Annotated in this window: 12 protein-coding genes; 5 read left to right on the top strand and 7 right to left on the bottom strand. The window is 73.6% G+C overall.

Annotation, left to right across the window (positions count from 1 at the left end; genetic code table 11):
* Window positions 1-58 precede the first annotated feature (58 nt).
* Both HNR40_RS37330 and HNR40_RS37325 read left to right on the top strand, forming a co-directional pair.
* Window positions 59-1387, top strand: coding sequence for a flavin monoamine oxidase family protein (locus HNR40_RS37330; RefSeq protein ID WP_184969957.1), 1329 nt, complete (start codon window positions 59-61; stop codon window positions 1385-1387).
* A gap of 9 nt (window positions 1388-1396) precedes the next feature.
* Window positions 1397-1741, top strand: coding sequence for a EutQ-related cupin domain-containing protein (locus tag HNR40_RS37325; protein ID WP_184969955.1), 345 nt, complete (start codon window positions 1397-1399; stop codon window positions 1739-1741).
* Here the strand turns inward: HNR40_RS37325 and HNR40_RS37320 are convergent.
* From HNR40_RS37320 to HNR40_RS37300, 5 genes are read right to left on the bottom strand one after another with little or no spacing between them, the layout of a single operon-like run.
* Complete coding sequence (locus HNR40_RS37320) at window positions 1692-3323, bottom strand: AMP-binding protein (RefSeq protein ID WP_184969953.1); 1632 nt, start codon at window positions 3321-3323, stop codon at window positions 1692-1694. The genes HNR40_RS37325 and HNR40_RS37320 overlap by 50 nt on opposite strands.
* Window positions 3320-4279, bottom strand: a complete 960-nt coding sequence (locus HNR40_RS37315) for an amidohydrolase family protein (protein ID WP_184969951.1) — start codon at window positions 4277-4279, stop codon at window positions 3320-3322. The genes HNR40_RS37320 and HNR40_RS37315 overlap by 4 nt, the downstream gene beginning before the upstream one ends.
* On the bottom strand, window positions 4276-5463 hold the full coding sequence (locus HNR40_RS37310; RefSeq protein WP_184969949.1) for an acetyl-CoA acetyltransferase: 1188 nt from the start codon (window positions 5461-5463) through the stop codon (window positions 4276-4278). The genes HNR40_RS37315 and HNR40_RS37310 overlap by 4 nt, the downstream gene beginning before the upstream one ends.
* Entirely contained in the window at window positions 5463-6878 is a 1416-nt protein-coding gene (locus HNR40_RS37305; RefSeq protein ID WP_221341310.1) for an OB-fold domain-containing protein, read from the bottom strand. Before HNR40_RS37305 ends, HNR40_RS37310 begins: the two co-directional genes overlap by 1 nt.
* Before the next feature lie 35 nt (window positions 6879-6913).
* Complete coding sequence (locus HNR40_RS37300) at window positions 6914-7888, bottom strand: amidohydrolase family protein (RefSeq protein ID WP_184969947.1); 975 nt, start codon at window positions 7886-7888, stop codon at window positions 6914-6916.
* Window positions 7889-7917: 29 nt separating this feature from the next.
* On the opposite strand from HNR40_RS37300, the gene HNR40_RS37295 reads away from it, so the two are divergent.
* The 3 genes from HNR40_RS37295 to HNR40_RS37285 all read left to right on the top strand — a co-directional run bounded on the left by HNR40_RS37295 (window position 7918) and on the right by HNR40_RS37285 (window position 12273).
* Window positions 7918-8880 (top strand): AraC family transcriptional regulator, encoded by a 963-nt coding sequence (locus HNR40_RS37295; protein ID WP_184969945.1) that lies wholly within the window; start codon window positions 7918-7920, stop codon window positions 8878-8880.
* 127 nt (window positions 8881-9007) lie between these two features.
* On the top strand, window positions 9008-10207 hold the full coding sequence (locus HNR40_RS37290; protein ID WP_184969943.1) for an acetyl-CoA C-acetyltransferase: 1200 nt from the start codon (window positions 9008-9010) through the stop codon (window positions 10205-10207).
* Window positions 10207-12273, top strand: coding sequence for a 3-hydroxyacyl-CoA dehydrogenase NAD-binding domain-containing protein (locus HNR40_RS37285; RefSeq protein WP_184969941.1), 2067 nt, complete (start codon window positions 10207-10209; stop codon window positions 12271-12273). The genes HNR40_RS37290 and HNR40_RS37285 overlap by 1 nt, the downstream gene beginning before the upstream one ends.
* On the opposite strand, the gene HNR40_RS37280 is transcribed toward HNR40_RS37285, so the two are convergent.
* Both HNR40_RS37280 and HNR40_RS37275 read right to left on the bottom strand, forming a co-directional pair.
* Window positions 12247-13935 (bottom strand): CocE/NonD family hydrolase, encoded by a 1689-nt coding sequence (locus HNR40_RS37280; RefSeq protein WP_184969939.1) that lies wholly within the window; start codon window positions 13933-13935, stop codon window positions 12247-12249. The two genes, HNR40_RS37285 and HNR40_RS37280, sit on opposite strands and share 27 nt — an antisense overlap.
* Entirely contained in the window at window positions 13932-15113 is a 1182-nt protein-coding gene (locus HNR40_RS37275; protein WP_184969937.1) for a serine hydrolase domain-containing protein, read from the bottom strand. The genes HNR40_RS37280 and HNR40_RS37275 overlap by 4 nt, the downstream gene beginning before the upstream one ends.
* Window positions 15114-15162 lie beyond the last annotated feature (49 nt).

Genomic DNA, 15162 nt, shown 5'->3' with positions numbered 1-15162 from the left:
ACCTGGCCAAATAACCCTCAACTACTCATGTACGATCGTTCATATTGAGGAGTCCTGGATGATCGAGAAGACCGCTGACGCCGTCGTGGTCGGCGGCGGCCTGTCCGGCCTCACCGCCGCCTACCGGCTGGCTTCCGGCGGCGTGGACACGGTCGTCCTGGAGGCGGGCGAGCGCGTCGGCGGCCGTGTGTGGAACATCCCCCTCCCCGGCGGCAAGCCCACCGAGGCCGGCGCCATGTACGTGTGCGCGAGCCAGCACGAGATCCGCACCCTCGCGGCCGAGCTGGGCGTCGAGCTCTTCCCCTCCTTCAAGGACGGCATCGGCGTCGCCCACCTGGGCGGCCGCCGCCTCCAGTACACCGACGGCCTGCCCGGCCTGCCCCACGACCCGGTCCGCGAGTACGCCGCCGCGCTCAGGGCCATGGAACGCACCGAGCCCGGCGACCCGCGCCTCGATGCCCTCGACCTCGCCGCCTGGCGGGACGAGCAGATCCACGACCCGCTGGCCAGGCAGTTGTTCGACTGCTCGGTCTCCGCGTGGTTCGCCGCGCCGCCGGGTGAGATCTCCTTCGCCTACGCCCTGCACGCCACGGCCACCTGCGGCGGGATCCGGCCGATGCTGCGCGACCAGGACGCCGTCCTGAGGTTCGCCGCCGGGTCGCAGGCGCTGCCCGGCGCGCTGGCGGCGTACCTGGGCGGGCGGGTGTGTCTCGGCGAGCCGGTCCGCGAGGTCGAGCGGGACGACAGCTGCGTCGTGGTCAGCACGCCCGGCCTGCGCGTACGGGCCCGCCGGGTGATCATGGCGATCGGGCCGGCCGCGACCGCGCCCGTCGCCTTCCGTCCCGGACTGCCGCGCGCGCGGGCGGCGCTGGCCAACGGCTGGGTGCGGGGGCCGCTCATCAAGACCAACGTGGTCTACGACGAGCCGTTCTGGCGGGACATGGGGCTGTCGGGCTCCGGGTTCACCGATCTCGGCGCGGTGCCCGGCTTCCTGGACGCCTCCCCGCCGGACGGCTCGCCCGGGGTGCTCGCGCTCACCGCCTTCACCTTCTCCGAGCGGTATTTCCGCGGCAACCCTCCGGCCTTCACCAACGACCATCAGGTACGGCGCGCCGCCACCCTGGAAGCCCTGGCCGCCTGCCTGGGTCCCGAGGCGGCCCGGCCGGTGGCGTACCTGGAGACCGACTGGCGGCGGCAGCCGTACGTCTTCGGCTGTCAGGGCGGGCTGCGGCCCGGCGCGCTCACCGCCGCGGGACCGTCACCGCACGCGCCCGTGGACGGCCTGCACTGGGCCGGGACGGAGAGCGCCGACCGGTGGACGGGCTGGATGAACGGCGCGGTCCAGGCGGGCGAGCGCTGCGCGCGTGAGGTCCTCGACCGGCTCTGAGGAGAGATCATGACCGAGGTCCTGTTGTTCGGCGACGACCCGTCGGGCTACCGCGAGGTGCCCTTCGCCAGCAACCTCGCGGTGTCCTTCCCCACGGACACCGCGGGCTTCCTGCGCTTCCCGGCGGACGGGCATCTGCGCGACTGGACGCTCACCTACGACGAGACGCTGTATGTCATCGAGGGCGAGCTGACCGTGACCGGGGGCGGACGGGCGGTGCGGGTCGCCGCCGGTTCCGCCTGCTACATCGGCGCGGGCGCGACGGTCGACTACCAGGCGACCGCCGGCACCCGCGCCTTCTTCGTCATCCGGCCGCGGGTCGACCGTCAGCGGCCGGGAGGCGCTCCCGCCTGACCCGGATGCCGGCCGCCTCGCGGTCCCAGGTGTCGGCGGTGATCCCGGCGGCGCGCAGCAGGTGCTTGCGCACCTTGTTCGTCGGCGTCTTGGGCAGCTCGGCCACGACGCGGACATAGCGCGGCACCATGTAGTGCGGCATGTGCTCCACGCAGAAGGCCACGAACCCGGCGGGGTCGAGGGCCTGGCCGGGGACCGGCGCCACGACCACGAGCACCTCGTCCTCGCCGTGCTCGCTCGGCACCGCGACGGCCGCCACCTCCCTGACTCCCGGGTACGCGGCCGCGCCGGTCTCCAGCTCGAACGAGGAGATGTTCTCCCCCCGGCGGCGGATGGCGTCCTTGACCCGGTCGACGAAGAAGTACTCGCCGTCCGGCTCACGGCGGAAGGCGTCGCCGGTGTGGAACCAGCCGTTGCGCCAGGCCGCCGCGCTCGCCTCGGGCATCGCGTGGTAGCCGTGGTTCATCGCCCAGGGCGCGGCCGTTCTGACGATCATCTCGCCGGTCTCGCCGTCGGGCACCTCCCGGTCGTGCGCGTCCACCAGCCGCACCTCCGCGCCGGGGCGCACCCGGCCGCAGGCCCCCGCCCTGTCCGGGTTGCGCTCCGACAGCAGCGGCGTGCTGACCTCGGTCATGTTGAACAGCGTGTAGACGTCGACGCCGAAGCGCCGGGCGAAGTCCCGGGCGTTCTCGCCGAGCGGCACCATGCAGACGGTGCGCAGCGGGTGTCCCAGGTCGTCCGGTCCGGGCTCGCGCGCGGACAGGAACGAGGTCATGGCGCCCAGCAGCGTGCAGGCGGTGGTGCCGGTCCGGCGGACCAGGTCCCAGAACGAGCGGGTGTCGAAGCCGTCCACCACCGCCACCGAGGCGCCGACGTAGAGGGCCAGGGCGACGCCGATCGTGCCGCCGCCGTGGAAGAGCGGCAGCTGGACCAGGTATCGGTCGCCCGCGCCGATGACGCCGGCGGACGAGGCCACCGCCGTCGTCCACAGGTGCGCGTACGAGCACAGCACGCCCTTGCTCGCCCCGGTCGTGCCGGAGGTGTAGAGCACGCCGTAGGTGTCCCAGGGTCGCGGCGTGTACGTCGAGACCCGGCGCGGGGCGGCCGGAAGGTCACCGATCGGCGTCACGTCGAGGCCGGTGACCTCGGGCGCGGTGTGACCGGGGACCAGGACGGTACGCAGCGCCGCCGTCTCCACCGAGGCCAGCCGGGGCGCCAGGGAGGGATGGACGACCGCGAGCCGGGCCCCGGAGTTGGCCAGCACGTGCTCCAGGAACCTGCCGCGCAGGGCCGTGTTGACCGGCACGTAGACGGCGCCGAGCTCGTTGAGCCCGAACCAGGTGCGCAGGGCGTCCGGTCCGTTGGGCAGCCAGGAGACGACGAGGTCGCCGGGCCGTACGCCGTGCTCGTGCAGGATCTCGGCCATGGCCAGGGTCTCGCGGAGCACCCGCACGCCCGTCCACGCCTCGCCGTCCTGGAAGACGGCGAAGACCTCGCCGGGGCGCTCCTCGGCGTGGCGGCGCAGCACCAGGGGCACCACGCACTCCGCGGCCTCGGGAGTCGTGGCGAAGGCGGTGCTCATGCCGCCGTGCCCAGCACGCGGGCGGCGTTGGAGTAAAGCCAGCGGCGCACGGTGCCCTCGTCGAGCGGCAGCGCGCGTACCTCGTCGGCGAGTTCGCCCGCGGACATCTCGTGCACCCAGCCGACGCTGCCGAACAGGACCTTGTTCCTGATCGTGGCCCGGCCGTGGGCCAGCAGCGGCTCCCAGCCGGACCCCGCGGCCGCCATGTGCGACGGCCGGTGGGTGGAGAACTCCAGGTAGACGTTGGGATGGCGCTGGCAGAGCGCGACCATCTCCATCATCCAGGGCCAGCCGCCGTGACCGGCGACGATCACCAGGTCCGGGTGGGCCCGCGCGATCGCGTCCAGTTGCCGCCACGCGCAGTGGTCCACCGGCACCCGGGGCGACAGGTTGTGCCCGGCGTGGATCCAGACCGGCACGCCCAGGCGCTCGGCCTCGGCGTAGACCGCCCGGCTGGCGGCCGAGAGCGGGTCGGCGACGTCGGTGAAGTGCGTCACCGACACCCCGCCCATGCCGAGGTCGCCGACGCATCTGCGCATCTCCTTCAGCGCCGCCTGCTCGTCGCGCATGCTCAGCCCCGCCCATGCGCGCAGCCGTTCCGGGTGGCGGCGGGCGAAGGCGGCCGCCCGGTCGTTGAGCAGCCCGCCCGAGCGCAGCGGCGTCATGCCGCCGTGGATCACCTGCAGCGCCACCCCACCGGCGGCCAGTTCCTCGACATACCGGTCGATGTCCACGTCCAGGCGGCCGGTCGACAACAGCAGCCGCACCACCTCGTCCGGTCCGCGCTCCAGCGCCTTCTGGTACGCCGCGTGCTCGACCCCCGCCAGCCCGCAGAACCGCCGCCCGAACAGCCGCAGATAGTTCGGGCAGTCGGCGGCGAACCAGCTCAGGTACGACTCCCACGACTCGGCGTCGAGCACGACCCCGGCCATGTCGATGACCGCGTCGCCGCTCACCGGGAAGGCCCTTCGAGGATGGTGATGAGGCAGACGCATTCGCCGGGATCGCCGCCGATGTTCTGGGTGAGCGCGAGCGTGCGCCCGTTGTCGATCTGCCGCTCCCCGGCCTCGCCGCGTAGCTGCAGCCAGCTCTCGAAGATCATCCTGATGCCGGAGGCGCCGAGCGGGTGCCCGAACGCCTTCAGCCCGCCGTCCGGGTTGACCGGCAGCGCGCCGTCGCGGTCGAAGACCCCGCCCACCATGTCCTTCCAGGCGGTACCCCGGACGGAGAAGCCCAGGTCCTCCATCAGGACGATCTCGGTGATGGTGAAGCAGTCGTGCACCTCGGCGAAGGACAGCTCCGCCCTCGGGTCGTGGATTCCGGCCTGCGCGTACGCGCTGCGCGCGGCGGCCACCGCCTCGGGGAAGGAGGAGAAGTCGTGGCCGGGATCCATGGCGCCGGTGCCCGGACCGGCAGCCAGGGCCAGCGCCTTCACCAGGACCGGCTTACCGGTGTAGCGGCGCGCGTCCTCCGCCCTGGTGATCACGACGGCGGCCGCGCCGTCGGCCAGCCCGCCGCAGTCGAGCAGGCTCAGCTTCCCGGCCAGCAGCGGCTGCCGGTCGATCACCTCCTTGGGGATCTCCCGCTGGAAGTAGGCGCGGGGGTTGAGCGCGCCGTTGCGGTGGTTCTTCCACGCGACGTGGGTCATGGCCGCGCGCAGGTCGGCGTCGGCCACGCCGTGCCGCTGCGCGTAGCCGGTGGCCAGGTAGCCGAACGTGCCGGGGGGCGTGTGCGGCACCGCCGTACCGTCGTCGAAGAACTCGAAGAACGGGATGCCGGCCTGTCCCGAGTCCATGACCTTCTCCACGCCGATCGCCATGACCACGTCGTACGCGCCGGCGGCCACGGCGTAGCAGGCGTTGCGGAAGGCGTCGGAGCCGGTGGCGCAGAAGTTCTCGACCCGGGTGACGGGCTTGTTGTCCAGCTTGAGCGGCTTGGACAGCGCGGTGCCCGCGTGCCCGGAGCCGAACGTGCCCAGCCAGAACGCGTCCACGTCGGCCAGGTCGATGCCCGCGGACGCGGCGGCCTCGTTGGCGGCGGCGATGAGCAGGTCGTCGGCCCCGGCGTCGCGGCGCTCGCCGAAGCGTGTGCATCCGGCGCCCACCACGGCCACTCTGCCGGTGATTCCTCTGTCGGCCATCAGTATTGCTCCCCTCGTTCCGGGCGGGCCTTCCAGTAGTAGTTGTGCACGCCGTCGCGGCTGTGCGTCCTGCGTACGGCCATGCGCACCCGCAGCCCGGTCCGCGCGCCGTCCGGCCCCGTGTCGGTGAACTCGCACTGCAGCCGGCCGCCGCCGTCGAAGTCGACGGTCCCGTAGATCAGCGGCGGGTTCGGCGACCAGGCCAGCCGGTCCACGGTGGCGATCGAGACGGTGGCGGGCAGGCCGGCCACCGGGTCGGGCCGCATCTGGTCGAGCGCGCGGCAGGCGCCGCACACCCGCTGGGGCGGCAGGTGGCGGGTGTCGCAGGCGAGGCAGCGCGAGCCGACGAGGCCGAGCTTCCACGCGCCGATCCGCCGGGTGGCGGGGGCGGCGAGCTGTGGCGGCAGCGGGCGGCGCATGGGCTCGCGCGGCAGGAATCCGCGCCAGGAGACGTAGGTGGCGTAGCTCAGGTCGTCGCTGGAGTGCTCGATCTGGGCGGCGGTCGGCCAGGCGCTGCGCCTTCCGGCGAGCAGGCCGGTGGTGCGGAACAGCAGCGCGTCGGCGCCTTCCGTGAGGACCACGAGCGCGATCACCTCGTCCGGCCCGGCCCGGTCCAGGATCGCGGCCAGGCGCAGCGCCAGGTGGGCGGTGCCGGTCTCGCCGACCGAGTCGAGCAGGTCGTCGGCCGCCGCGTGCTCATCGACGCCCGCGGCGGCGCGGACCGCGGCGGCGATCCTCCTGCTCGCGCCGGCGACGACGAGGTGGTCGACGTCGGCCGCGGTCAGGCCGGCGGACTTCAGCGCCTCCTCCAGCACCAGCCGCCCGGCGGGCACGTGGACCTCCTCGACGAAGCGGTCCTCCCAGTGGCGGGAGTGCCGCTCGCCGGGCTCGCGCCAGCGGCTCAGGAACTCCTCGGTCCTGGCCGCGTCGCCGATCCACTCCGCCACGACCTCCCCGTCCGTGCCCACGACGAGCGCCGCGGCGCCGTCGCCGCCGTCGCGTTCGTCGGCGCCGCCGGGCAGGCCGGCGCGGATGTCGGACAGGACGACGAGTGTGGGCGCGCCCGCGTGCAGTCCGGCGCGCAGGGCGCCGACGCCGGAGCGCACCGCGCCGCACATGTCGACCGCGGGCACGGACGGGTCGAGCGACAGCACCGCGTGTACGGCGGCGGCGTTGGACCTGTCCAGGTAGACCGGGTCAGAGGTGGCGAAGAAGAGGCCCCTCACCTCCTCCGGCCCCGGCAGGCCGTGCAGCGCGACCCTGGCCGCCTCCGCGCCCATGGTGGTGGTGTCCTCGTCGTAGGAGGCGACCGTCCTGGTGCCGGCCCCCGGCCTGGTGCCGAGCGCCTCCCCGATGCGCGAGCGGCGGATCCGGTGCGCAGGGAGGTAGCCCCCGTACGCCATGATTCCAGCCAAGATTCAACTCCTTGCTCTATGAACGTTCATTCATATTAAGCATCAGAAGCCGAGATGGCCAGGGGAAGGCCGAGAAGAGCCGCCGCGTTGTCGTGCAGCCAGGCCCGCTCGTGCCGTTCCTCCAGGCCCAGCCCACGCACGGCGGCGACCGAGCGCTCCTGGGTGGAGGCGTGGGTCCAGGCCGCGCTGCCGAACACCACCCGGCGGCGCAACGCCCCCCGCAGATGGAACAGCAGCGGCTCCCACCCGGAGCCCGGGGCCGCCATCGCCCGCGGATCGTGCCCTGAGGTGTCGAGATAGACGTTGGGCTGGCGCATCATCACCGCCACCAGCTCTCCCACGTAAGGCCAGCCGCCGTGCCCGGCCACCACCGGCATCCGCGGATAACGCCCGGCGACCAGGTCCAGCTCGGCCGGGGTGGTCATCGGGCTGGTGCGCGACAGGTTCAGCCCGCAGTGCAGCCACAGCGGCAGCCCCAGCCCGGCGACGTGCCGGTAGATCAGGTGACTGGCGGGGTCGTCGGCGGGCACGCCCGAGGCGAAGGGCAGCATGACCACCCCGCGCATGCCGAGCGCCGCACACCGGTCGATCTCGGCGACCGCCGCCGCCGGATCGCGCGCGTCGACACCGCACCAGCCGCTCAGCAGGCCCGGATGCCGGGCGGCGCGCGCGGCCACCCGGTCGTTCACGCTCTCGCCGCCGGGCAGGCGGTAGTGGGAGCCGTGCAGCACCTGGTGGCGGACGCCGGCGGCGCGCAGCCGTTCCACGTGGGCGCCGTCGTCGACGGCCAGCCCGTCGGCCAGCGCGGCGAGTGCCGTCGCGGGATCGCGGGCGAGCTGATCGCGGGTGCGCGCGGGGTCGAGGCCGGCTACCACGCTCATGGCGCCGGCCAGGAACTCCAGGAAGTGCGGCGCGTCCGCCGACAGCCCGCGCAGCAGCGCCAGCCATGAGCCGGAGTCGTGGACGCCGTCACAGATGTCGATGACGGGCTGTTCTGTATGAACACTCATTCATATGATGGTGGCAGAAAGGGGCCGACATGGACAGACGGATCTCGGGACGGCTCGTGCACGCCTGCCTCGCCGGCGCCCGCCGCCGCGGCCTCGACGTCGGCCGGGCGCTCGCCCGCTCGGGCATCGAGCCGGAGGCCCGCACGGTCACCACACAGCAGTACGCCCGCCTGGTCCGGCACCTCTGGACCGCGCTCGACGACGAGTTGCTCGGGTTCGGCCCGGCCCCGAGCCGGCTCGGCACCTTCGCGACCATGGCGGCGCTCGCCGTGCACGGCCCCGACCTGCGCACCGCGCTGCTGCGCGGGGCCGCCTTCTACGACCTCTTCGCCATCGGGGTGACGATCAGGCTGGTGGAGAGCGGGCGGGTGGCGCGGCTGGAGTTCACGCTGACCGGGTTCCCGCAGCCTGCCGACCACCTGGTCGAGCTCGTGCTGGGGGCGTGGCACCGGTTCGCCAGCTGGCTGGTGGGGGGTGGGCTGGAGCTGCGGCGGGCGGAGTTTCCGCATGGGCGGCCGCCGTACGTGCTGGAGTACGACGCGTTCTACGGGTGCGGGTGCCTGTTCGGGCGGGCGCGGCCCGCGATCGGGTTCGACCGGGCGGCGCTCGACCGGCCGGTGCTGCGCGACGAGGCGGCGCTGACGCCGTTCCTGCGCCGGTACCCGGCCGAGCTGGTGGAGCGCGGTGACTACTCCGGCGACGTGGCCGGGCAGGTCAGGAAGGTGCTCGCCGAGGGCGGTCCCGACCTGGCCGCGACCGCCGCCCGGCTGGCCGTCAGCCCCGCCGGCCTACGGCACCGCCTGCGCGCCGAAGGCACCTCCTACCAGCGCGTACGCGACCGGTTCAGGCGGGACGCCGCGGTGTCAGCGCTGGCCCGAGGCGACCTGTCCATTGAGGAGCTGAGCAGGCGGCTCGGCTTCTCGGAGCCGAGCGCGTTCCACCGCGCCTTCAAACGCTGGACCGGCACCACCCCGCGCGCCTACCGGCCATAAGACCAGCGCGCCCATCCCGGGCGCGCGGTCACCGGCGTGCCCGCCGGCTGCTTTGGGACGGCAGGGTCAGGGATCGCGGACGGCAGGGTCATTGGCCGGGTCCGCCGCCGTTCCTAGCGTCGGCACCGTGGAAGCCCTCATCTTCGACGCCGTGCGCACGCCGCGCGGCCTCAGCAAACGCGGCGCGCTGCGCGGCATCCGCCCCGTCGACCTCGCCGCGCAGGTTCTGCGCGCCCTGGCCGACCGCAACCACCTGGACGGCCCGCAGGTCGACGACGTCGTCCTCGGCTGTGTCAGCCCCGTCGGCGAGCAGGGCAGCGACATCGCCCGCATCGCCGCCCTGGTGGCCGGGCTCGACCTCGACACCCCCGGTGTGCAGATCGACCGGTTCTGCGGGTCGGGCCTGGAGGCGGTGAACCTGGCGGCCATGAAGATCCGGTCAGGGTTCGAGGACCTGGTGGTGGCGGGCGGTGTGGAGTCGATGTCCCGGGTGCCGATGGGCTCGGCCGGCGGCGCCTGGATGGACGATCCGGAGACGGCGCTGCGCACCGGGTACGTGCCCCAAGGAGTGGCCATCGACCTGCTGGCGACGCTGGAGGGCTACACCCGCGGCGAGGTGGACGCCTACGCGCTGTCGTCGCAGCGCCGTGCCACGCGGGCCAGGGACAAGGGGTACTTCGACCGCTCGCTCGTCGCGGTGACCGGTGCCGACGGCCTCGCCGTACTGGATCATGACGACGCGATCAGACCGCAGACCACGATGGAGGGGCTGGCCGGGCTGTCGCCGAGCTTCGCCCAGGCCGGCGAGACGTTCGACGCGGTCGCCATCGGCCGCTATCCCCAGGTCGAGCGGGTCGAGCACATCCACACCGCGGGCAACTCCTCCCAGATCGTGGACGGCGCCGCCGTCATGCTGATCGGCAGTGCGGGCGCGGGCGAACGGCTGGGCCTGACGCCACGCGCAAGGATCGTCGCGACCGCGGTGGTCGGCACCGAGCCGACGCTGATGTTCACCGGCCCGGTCCCCGCCACCCGCAAGGCGCTGGCCAGGGCCGGGCTCACGCTCGACGACATCGACCTCTTCGAGGTCAACGAGGCGTTCGCGGCCGTGGTGCTCAAGTACGCCCGCGACCTCGGCCTCTCCCCCGACCGGATCAACGTCAACGGCGGCGCGATCGCGCTCGGGCACCCGCTCGGCGCCACCGGCTGCGTCATCCTCGGCACCCTGCTGGACGAGCTGGAGCGCCGGAACCTGCGGCGCGGCCTGGCCACGCTGTGCGTGGGCGCCGGCATGGGCATCGCCACGATCATCGAGAGGGACGTGTGATGGCGATCGGCTACCACCGCGACGACGACGGCATCGTCACGCTCACGCTCGACCGGCCCGACCGCCCGGTCAACACGCTGGACGCCGTCTTCGGCACCGCCCTGGCCGCGGCGCTCGACCGCCTGGAGTCGGAGCGCGAGCACGTCACCGGCGTGATCGTCGCCTCCGCCAAGACCACCTTCGCCGTCGGCGCCGACCTCGACCAGATCTACTCCCTCACCCCCGCCGACGCGCCCGGGTTCGCCGAGCAACTCGGCCGCACCAAGGACGCCTTCCGCAGGCTGGAGCGCCTCGGCCGGCCCGTGGTGGCCGTGATCGGCGGCTCCGCGCTCGGCGGCGGGCTGGAACTGGCCCTCGCCTGCCACCACCGCCTCTGCGCCGACGACCCGGCGATCCGTCTCGGCCTGCCCGAGGTCACGCTCGGGCTACTGCCCGGCGGTGGCGGGGTGGTGCGGACCGTCCGCCTGCTGGGCCCCGCCGCCGCCCTGCCGCTTCTCATGGAGGGAGAACGGCTGCCGCCACGCCGGGCGCTCGACGCCGGGCTCGTGGACCGGCTCGTCCCGGCCCGCGAGCTGATCGGCGAGGCCCGCGCGTGGATAGCCGCCCACCCCGATGCGAAACAACCATGGGACGACCCGGCGCCCGCCGCACCCCCGCGCTTCTTCGAGATCGCCGCCGCCCGCCTGTACGCCAGGACCCACGGCACCCTGCCCGCCCATGAGCGGATCCTGGCCTGCGCGGCGGAGGCCGTCCGGGTGGACGTGGACACCGCCCTGCGCACCGAGACCCGGCACCTGGTCGCGCTCGCCACCGGCCAGGTGGCCAAGAACATGATCGGCTGCCACTGGTACGGCCGCAACGAGGTCACCAGGCGGGCCAGGTCCACCGGCGGGGTACGGCGGCTCGGCGTGATCGGCGCCGGGATGATGGGCGCCGGGATCGCGGCGGTCGCCGCCGCGGCGGGCATCGAGGTGGTGCTCACCGACGTGAACGAGGAGGCGACCGAGCGGGGGCACGACGAGGTCGTGCGCCGGCTGCGGCGGCAGGTCGCCCAGGGCCGGATGAGCGCCGCCGCCTGCGGCACGGCCGTCGACCACCTCGCCGCGCCGGGCAGCGCGATCGCCGGGTGCGACCTCGTGGTCGAGGCCGTCTTCGAGGACCGCGCGCTCAAGCGCCGCGTGCTGGCCGCCGCCGAGGACGGCGCCGCCGTGCTGGCCTCCAACACCTCAACGCTGCCGATCACCGGGCTGGCCGAGGGGCTGCGGGCCCCCGGTGACCTGGTGGGTCTGCACTTCATCTCGCCCGTGGAGCGCGTACCCCTGCTGGAGGTCGTGCGCGGCGAGCGGACCGGGGACGCTGCGCTCGCGCTGGCCTTCGCCTTCGCCCGGCAGATCGGCAAGACGCCGATCCTCGTCAACGACGGCCCCGGCTTCTACACCTCGCGGGTGTTCGTCTCCTACACGGCCGAGGGCGCGGCCATGCTCGCGGAGGGCGTGCCGGCGGCGCTCGTGGAGAACGCCGCCCGCAAGGCGGGCATGGCCGTGGGCCCGCTGGCGGTCAGCGACGAGGTCGCCCTGGCCACCATGCTCAGGGTGCGCCGCCAGAACGAGGCGGACGCGGCGGCCGACGGCCGCGAGCTGGGCCACACCACCGCCTACGGCGTCTTCACCTGGATGGTCGAGGAGATGAACCGCCCTGGACGGGCCGGAGGCGGTGGCTTCTACGACTACCCCGACCGGGCGGGCAAGCGCCTGTGGCCGGGGCTGGCCGAGCGCTTCGGCGGCGACCGGCCCATTCCGGAGCGGGACGTGCGCGAGCGGCTGCTGTTCGCCCAGGCGCTGGAGAGCGTGCGCGCCCTGGAGGACGGGGTCCTGACCTCCAGCGCCGACGCGAACGTCGGCAGCGTGCTCGGGCTCGCCTTCGCGCCGTGGTCGGGCGGCACACTCCAGTTCGTCAACCAGTACGGCTTGCGCGCCTTCACCGAGCGGGCCGACCGGCTGGCGGACGTCTATGGCGAGCATCTGCGCCCGCCGACCCTGCTACGGGGTCGGACCGTGCCCTTCTGACAGGACCGGCAGCTCCAGCCGCGACGGATACCGCACGCTGTGGTGCACGGTCTGGTGGGCCACCACCCCGGCGGCGTCGGAGCCGACCGGCTCACCGGTGTTCATGTTGCGGTCGTAGGCGGGGAAGTCGCTGCTGGTGATCTCCAGCCGGACGCGGTGCCCGGCCGGGAAGTGCCAGGCGGTGTGGCCGAGGCCGATGGTGTATTCCTCGACCGTTCCCGGCTCCAGAAGTTGCTCGATGTCCGGTCCGTGCCGGTGGCGGGCTCGCTGGACGCCATCGGCCGCGGCCAGCGCGCGGCCGTCGGGGAAGACGTCGACGAGCTTGGCGGCGAAGTCGGTGTCGCGGGCCGACGACGCGGCGAACAGCCGTACCGTCACCTGGCCCACCACGTCGAGCGGCTCGTCCAGGACGGGCGAGGTGTAGCACAGGACGTCGGGGCGTTCTTCCAGTCGGGAGCGGTCGAGCGGGCCCGGCACCAGCCGGCCCAGGTTGACCACCCGGCCGCCGCGGGTGGGGACGGGGTCGTCCGGGTCGTAGGCGTAGTGGTCGGGGTGCTCGTCCGCCGGAGGTCGCGGGCCCAGGCGGCCGTCGTCCTCCAGGTACAGCGTCCTGAGTTCGCCCGGCGGCGGCCACCGGTCCGCCTCGCGCCACTCGTCGGCGCCCATGAGGAAGTACCTGACGGCGGGCGCGGCGGAGGGGACGCCCCGCACGTGTTCGTCGAAGAAGGCCAGGTGCTGGGCGGACAGGCCGAGCACCGAGGCGTCGCCGCGGGCGGAGAAGCTGACCTCGCCCTGGCAGTAGCCGAGCCGGCCGTCGTGCGACCAGGGGCCCACGATGAGCCGGTGCCGGTCGCCGTGGATCGCCCGCAGGCGCAGGAAGCTCTCGACGGTGGAGTCGCAGTGGTTGTCGAACCAGCCGGTGACGCTCAGGGCAGGCACCTCGACGGCCTCGTAGGCGAACGACTCGGCGATGCCGGGCGTGCCGTACGCCAGCATCTTGCCCACGTCGAGCGGGAAGCCCGGCACCGCGGCGAACTGCGGCAGGTCCTTCAGCGGCAGCGTGCGCAGGGCGGCGGCCGGGTCGGTGGCGAGCTCCCACAGCTCGTGAGCGGCTCCGGGGTCGGCGGGACGCCCGGCTGCCCGCTCGCGCTCCAGCCAGTCCATGGCCATGAACGCCAGCCACGCCATGACCTCGTTGACCCGCATGACGCCGCCGGCGGCGCGGTCGAGTTCGGCGCTGCTGGTCATGCCGGGCGCGATCGCGCGCAGGTGCGGCGGGCGCTCGGCGGCGCCGAGCAGCTGCACGATCCCCAGGTAGGAGGCCCCGGCCATGACGACGTTGCCGTCGCACCACGGCTGCGCCGCGGCCCATTCGACGCTGTCGTGGGTGTCGCGGGCCTCCTGCTCGGCCATGAAGATCGTCCACTCGCCGTCGGAGCCCGCGCGGCCGCGCGTGTCCTGCACGACGCAGGCGTAGTCGCCCTGCACGCATTCGAGCGGGCGCAGGAAGTCGTTGTTGGTCCCCGTCCGTCCGTACGGCGTGCGGATCAGCACGGCGGGGCGGCGGCGCCCGTCGTCCGGCGTCCAGACGTCGCCGCGCAGCACGACGCCGTCGCGCATGGGCATCTCCGCGTCGCGCACGATCGTGATCGGGGCCTTCACAGCACGGCCCTGTAGAGGGCCTCGACCAGCGACTTGACCCGGAAGTCGCCGCCCTCCAGCAGTTCGGAGCCGCGGTTGGGCACGTAGCCGAACCCCAGCCCGCGCTCGGGGTCGGCGAAGGCGAACGAGCCGGTGGCGCCGCTGCCGCCGAACAGGCCCTTGAGGTGTTCCGGCGCGGGCCAGAAGGGTCCTCCTGGCACGAGGAAGCCGAGCCCCCAGGCGGTGCGGACCTTGAGGAGCTCGTCGATGCCGTCCGACTGCGGGGTGCGGATCTTGTCGAGCAGCCAGGGAGAGAAGAGCCGGATGCCGTCGACCTCGCCGATCATGGCGGCGAAGTAGCGGGCCAGGGAGTGGGCGGAGGCGACGCCGTCCATGGAGGGGCTCTCCACCTGGTAGGTGCGGGGGTTGTTGGAGTCGTCCCACTGCTGGGTGACGCTGCCGTAGAAGGCGCGGTAACTCAGGGTGTCGGGGTCGCCGAGCGCCTGGACGAAGTCCGCCATCTCCGGCACCTGCATGCCGAGTTGCACGGCCTGCTCGTCCGGCAGGACCATCTTGGCCAGCCTCGGCAGCGCGGGGTCGGGCACGCGTACGTAGCAGTCGAGGCCGAGCGGGCCGGTGATCTCCGCTTCGAGGAACGCGCTCAGCGTCATCCCGGTCACGCGGCGGACGATCTCCCCGGCGAGGTGGCCGATGGTGACGCCGTGGTAGCCGTGCCGGGTGCCGGGCGGCCATTCCGGGGTGGCCGCGGCGAGGGTCTCGGTGATCGGGGTCCAGTCGCGCAGGTCCTCCCAGGTGACGGGGCGCATGTGCATGCTGGGCAGTCCGGCGCGGTGGGCGAGCAGGGTGCGGACGGTGATGTCGCCCTTGCCGTTCTGGGCGAAGTCGGGCCAGTAGTGCGCCACCGGCGTCTCCAGGTTCACCTCTCCCCGCTCGACCAGCCGCAGCAGCGCGCCGGACGCGAACGTCTTGCAGGTGGAGGCGATGGCGGCGAGCGTGTCCCGGTTCCAGGGGCGGTGGGTGTCCGGGTCGGCCTCGCCGCCCCACAGGTCGACGACGGCGTTGCCGTGCCGGTAGACGGCCAGCCCGGCGCCGACCTCGCCGCTGTCGGTGAAGTTGCGCTCGAACGCCTCGCGGACGGCCTCGAAGCCGGGGGCGACGGTGCCTTGGACATGGGTCATGACAGATTCCTTCCACGCCTCTACCGACCGGTCGGTCGATACTTTGACG

This window comes from Nonomuraea endophytica (assembly GCF_014203235.1).
Lineage (GTDB): Bacteria > Actinomycetota > Actinomycetes > Streptosporangiales > Streptosporangiaceae > Nonomuraea > Nonomuraea endophytica.
Note: the sequence above shows the minus strand (reverse complement) of the source record. Positions and strands in the feature narration are given on the sequence as shown.

Excerpts from the sequence above, each read along its gene's own strand:
- HNR40_RS37295 (WP_184969945.1), top strand. The coding sequence starts at position 7,918 with ATGGACAGACGGATCTCGGGACGGCTCGTGCACGCCTGCCTCGCCGGC.
- HNR40_RS37300 (WP_184969947.1), bottom strand. The coding sequence starts at position 7,888 with ATGAGTGTTCATACAGAACAGCCCGTCATCGACATCTGTGACGGCGTC.
- HNR40_RS37325 (WP_184969955.1), top strand. The coding sequence starts at position 1,397 with ATGACCGAGGTCCTGTTGTTCGGCGACGACCCGTCGGGCTACCGCGAG.
- HNR40_RS37310 (WP_184969949.1), bottom strand. The coding sequence starts at position 5,463 with ATGGCCGACAGAGGAATCACCGGCAGAGTGGCCGTGGTGGGCGCCGGA.
- HNR40_RS37320 (WP_184969953.1), bottom strand. The coding sequence starts at position 3,323 with ATGAGCACCGCCTTCGCCACGACTCCCGAGGCCGCGGAGTGCGTGGTG.
- HNR40_RS37275 (WP_184969937.1), bottom strand. The coding sequence starts at position 15,113 with ATGACCCATGTCCAAGGCACCGTCGCCCCCGGCTTCGAGGCCGTCCGC.
- HNR40_RS37330 (WP_184969957.1), top strand. The coding sequence starts at position 59 with ATGATCGAGAAGACCGCTGACGCCGTCGTGGTCGGCGGCGGCCTGTCC.
- HNR40_RS37285 (WP_184969941.1), top strand. The coding sequence starts at position 10,207 with ATGGCGATCGGCTACCACCGCGACGACGACGGCATCGTCACGCTCACG.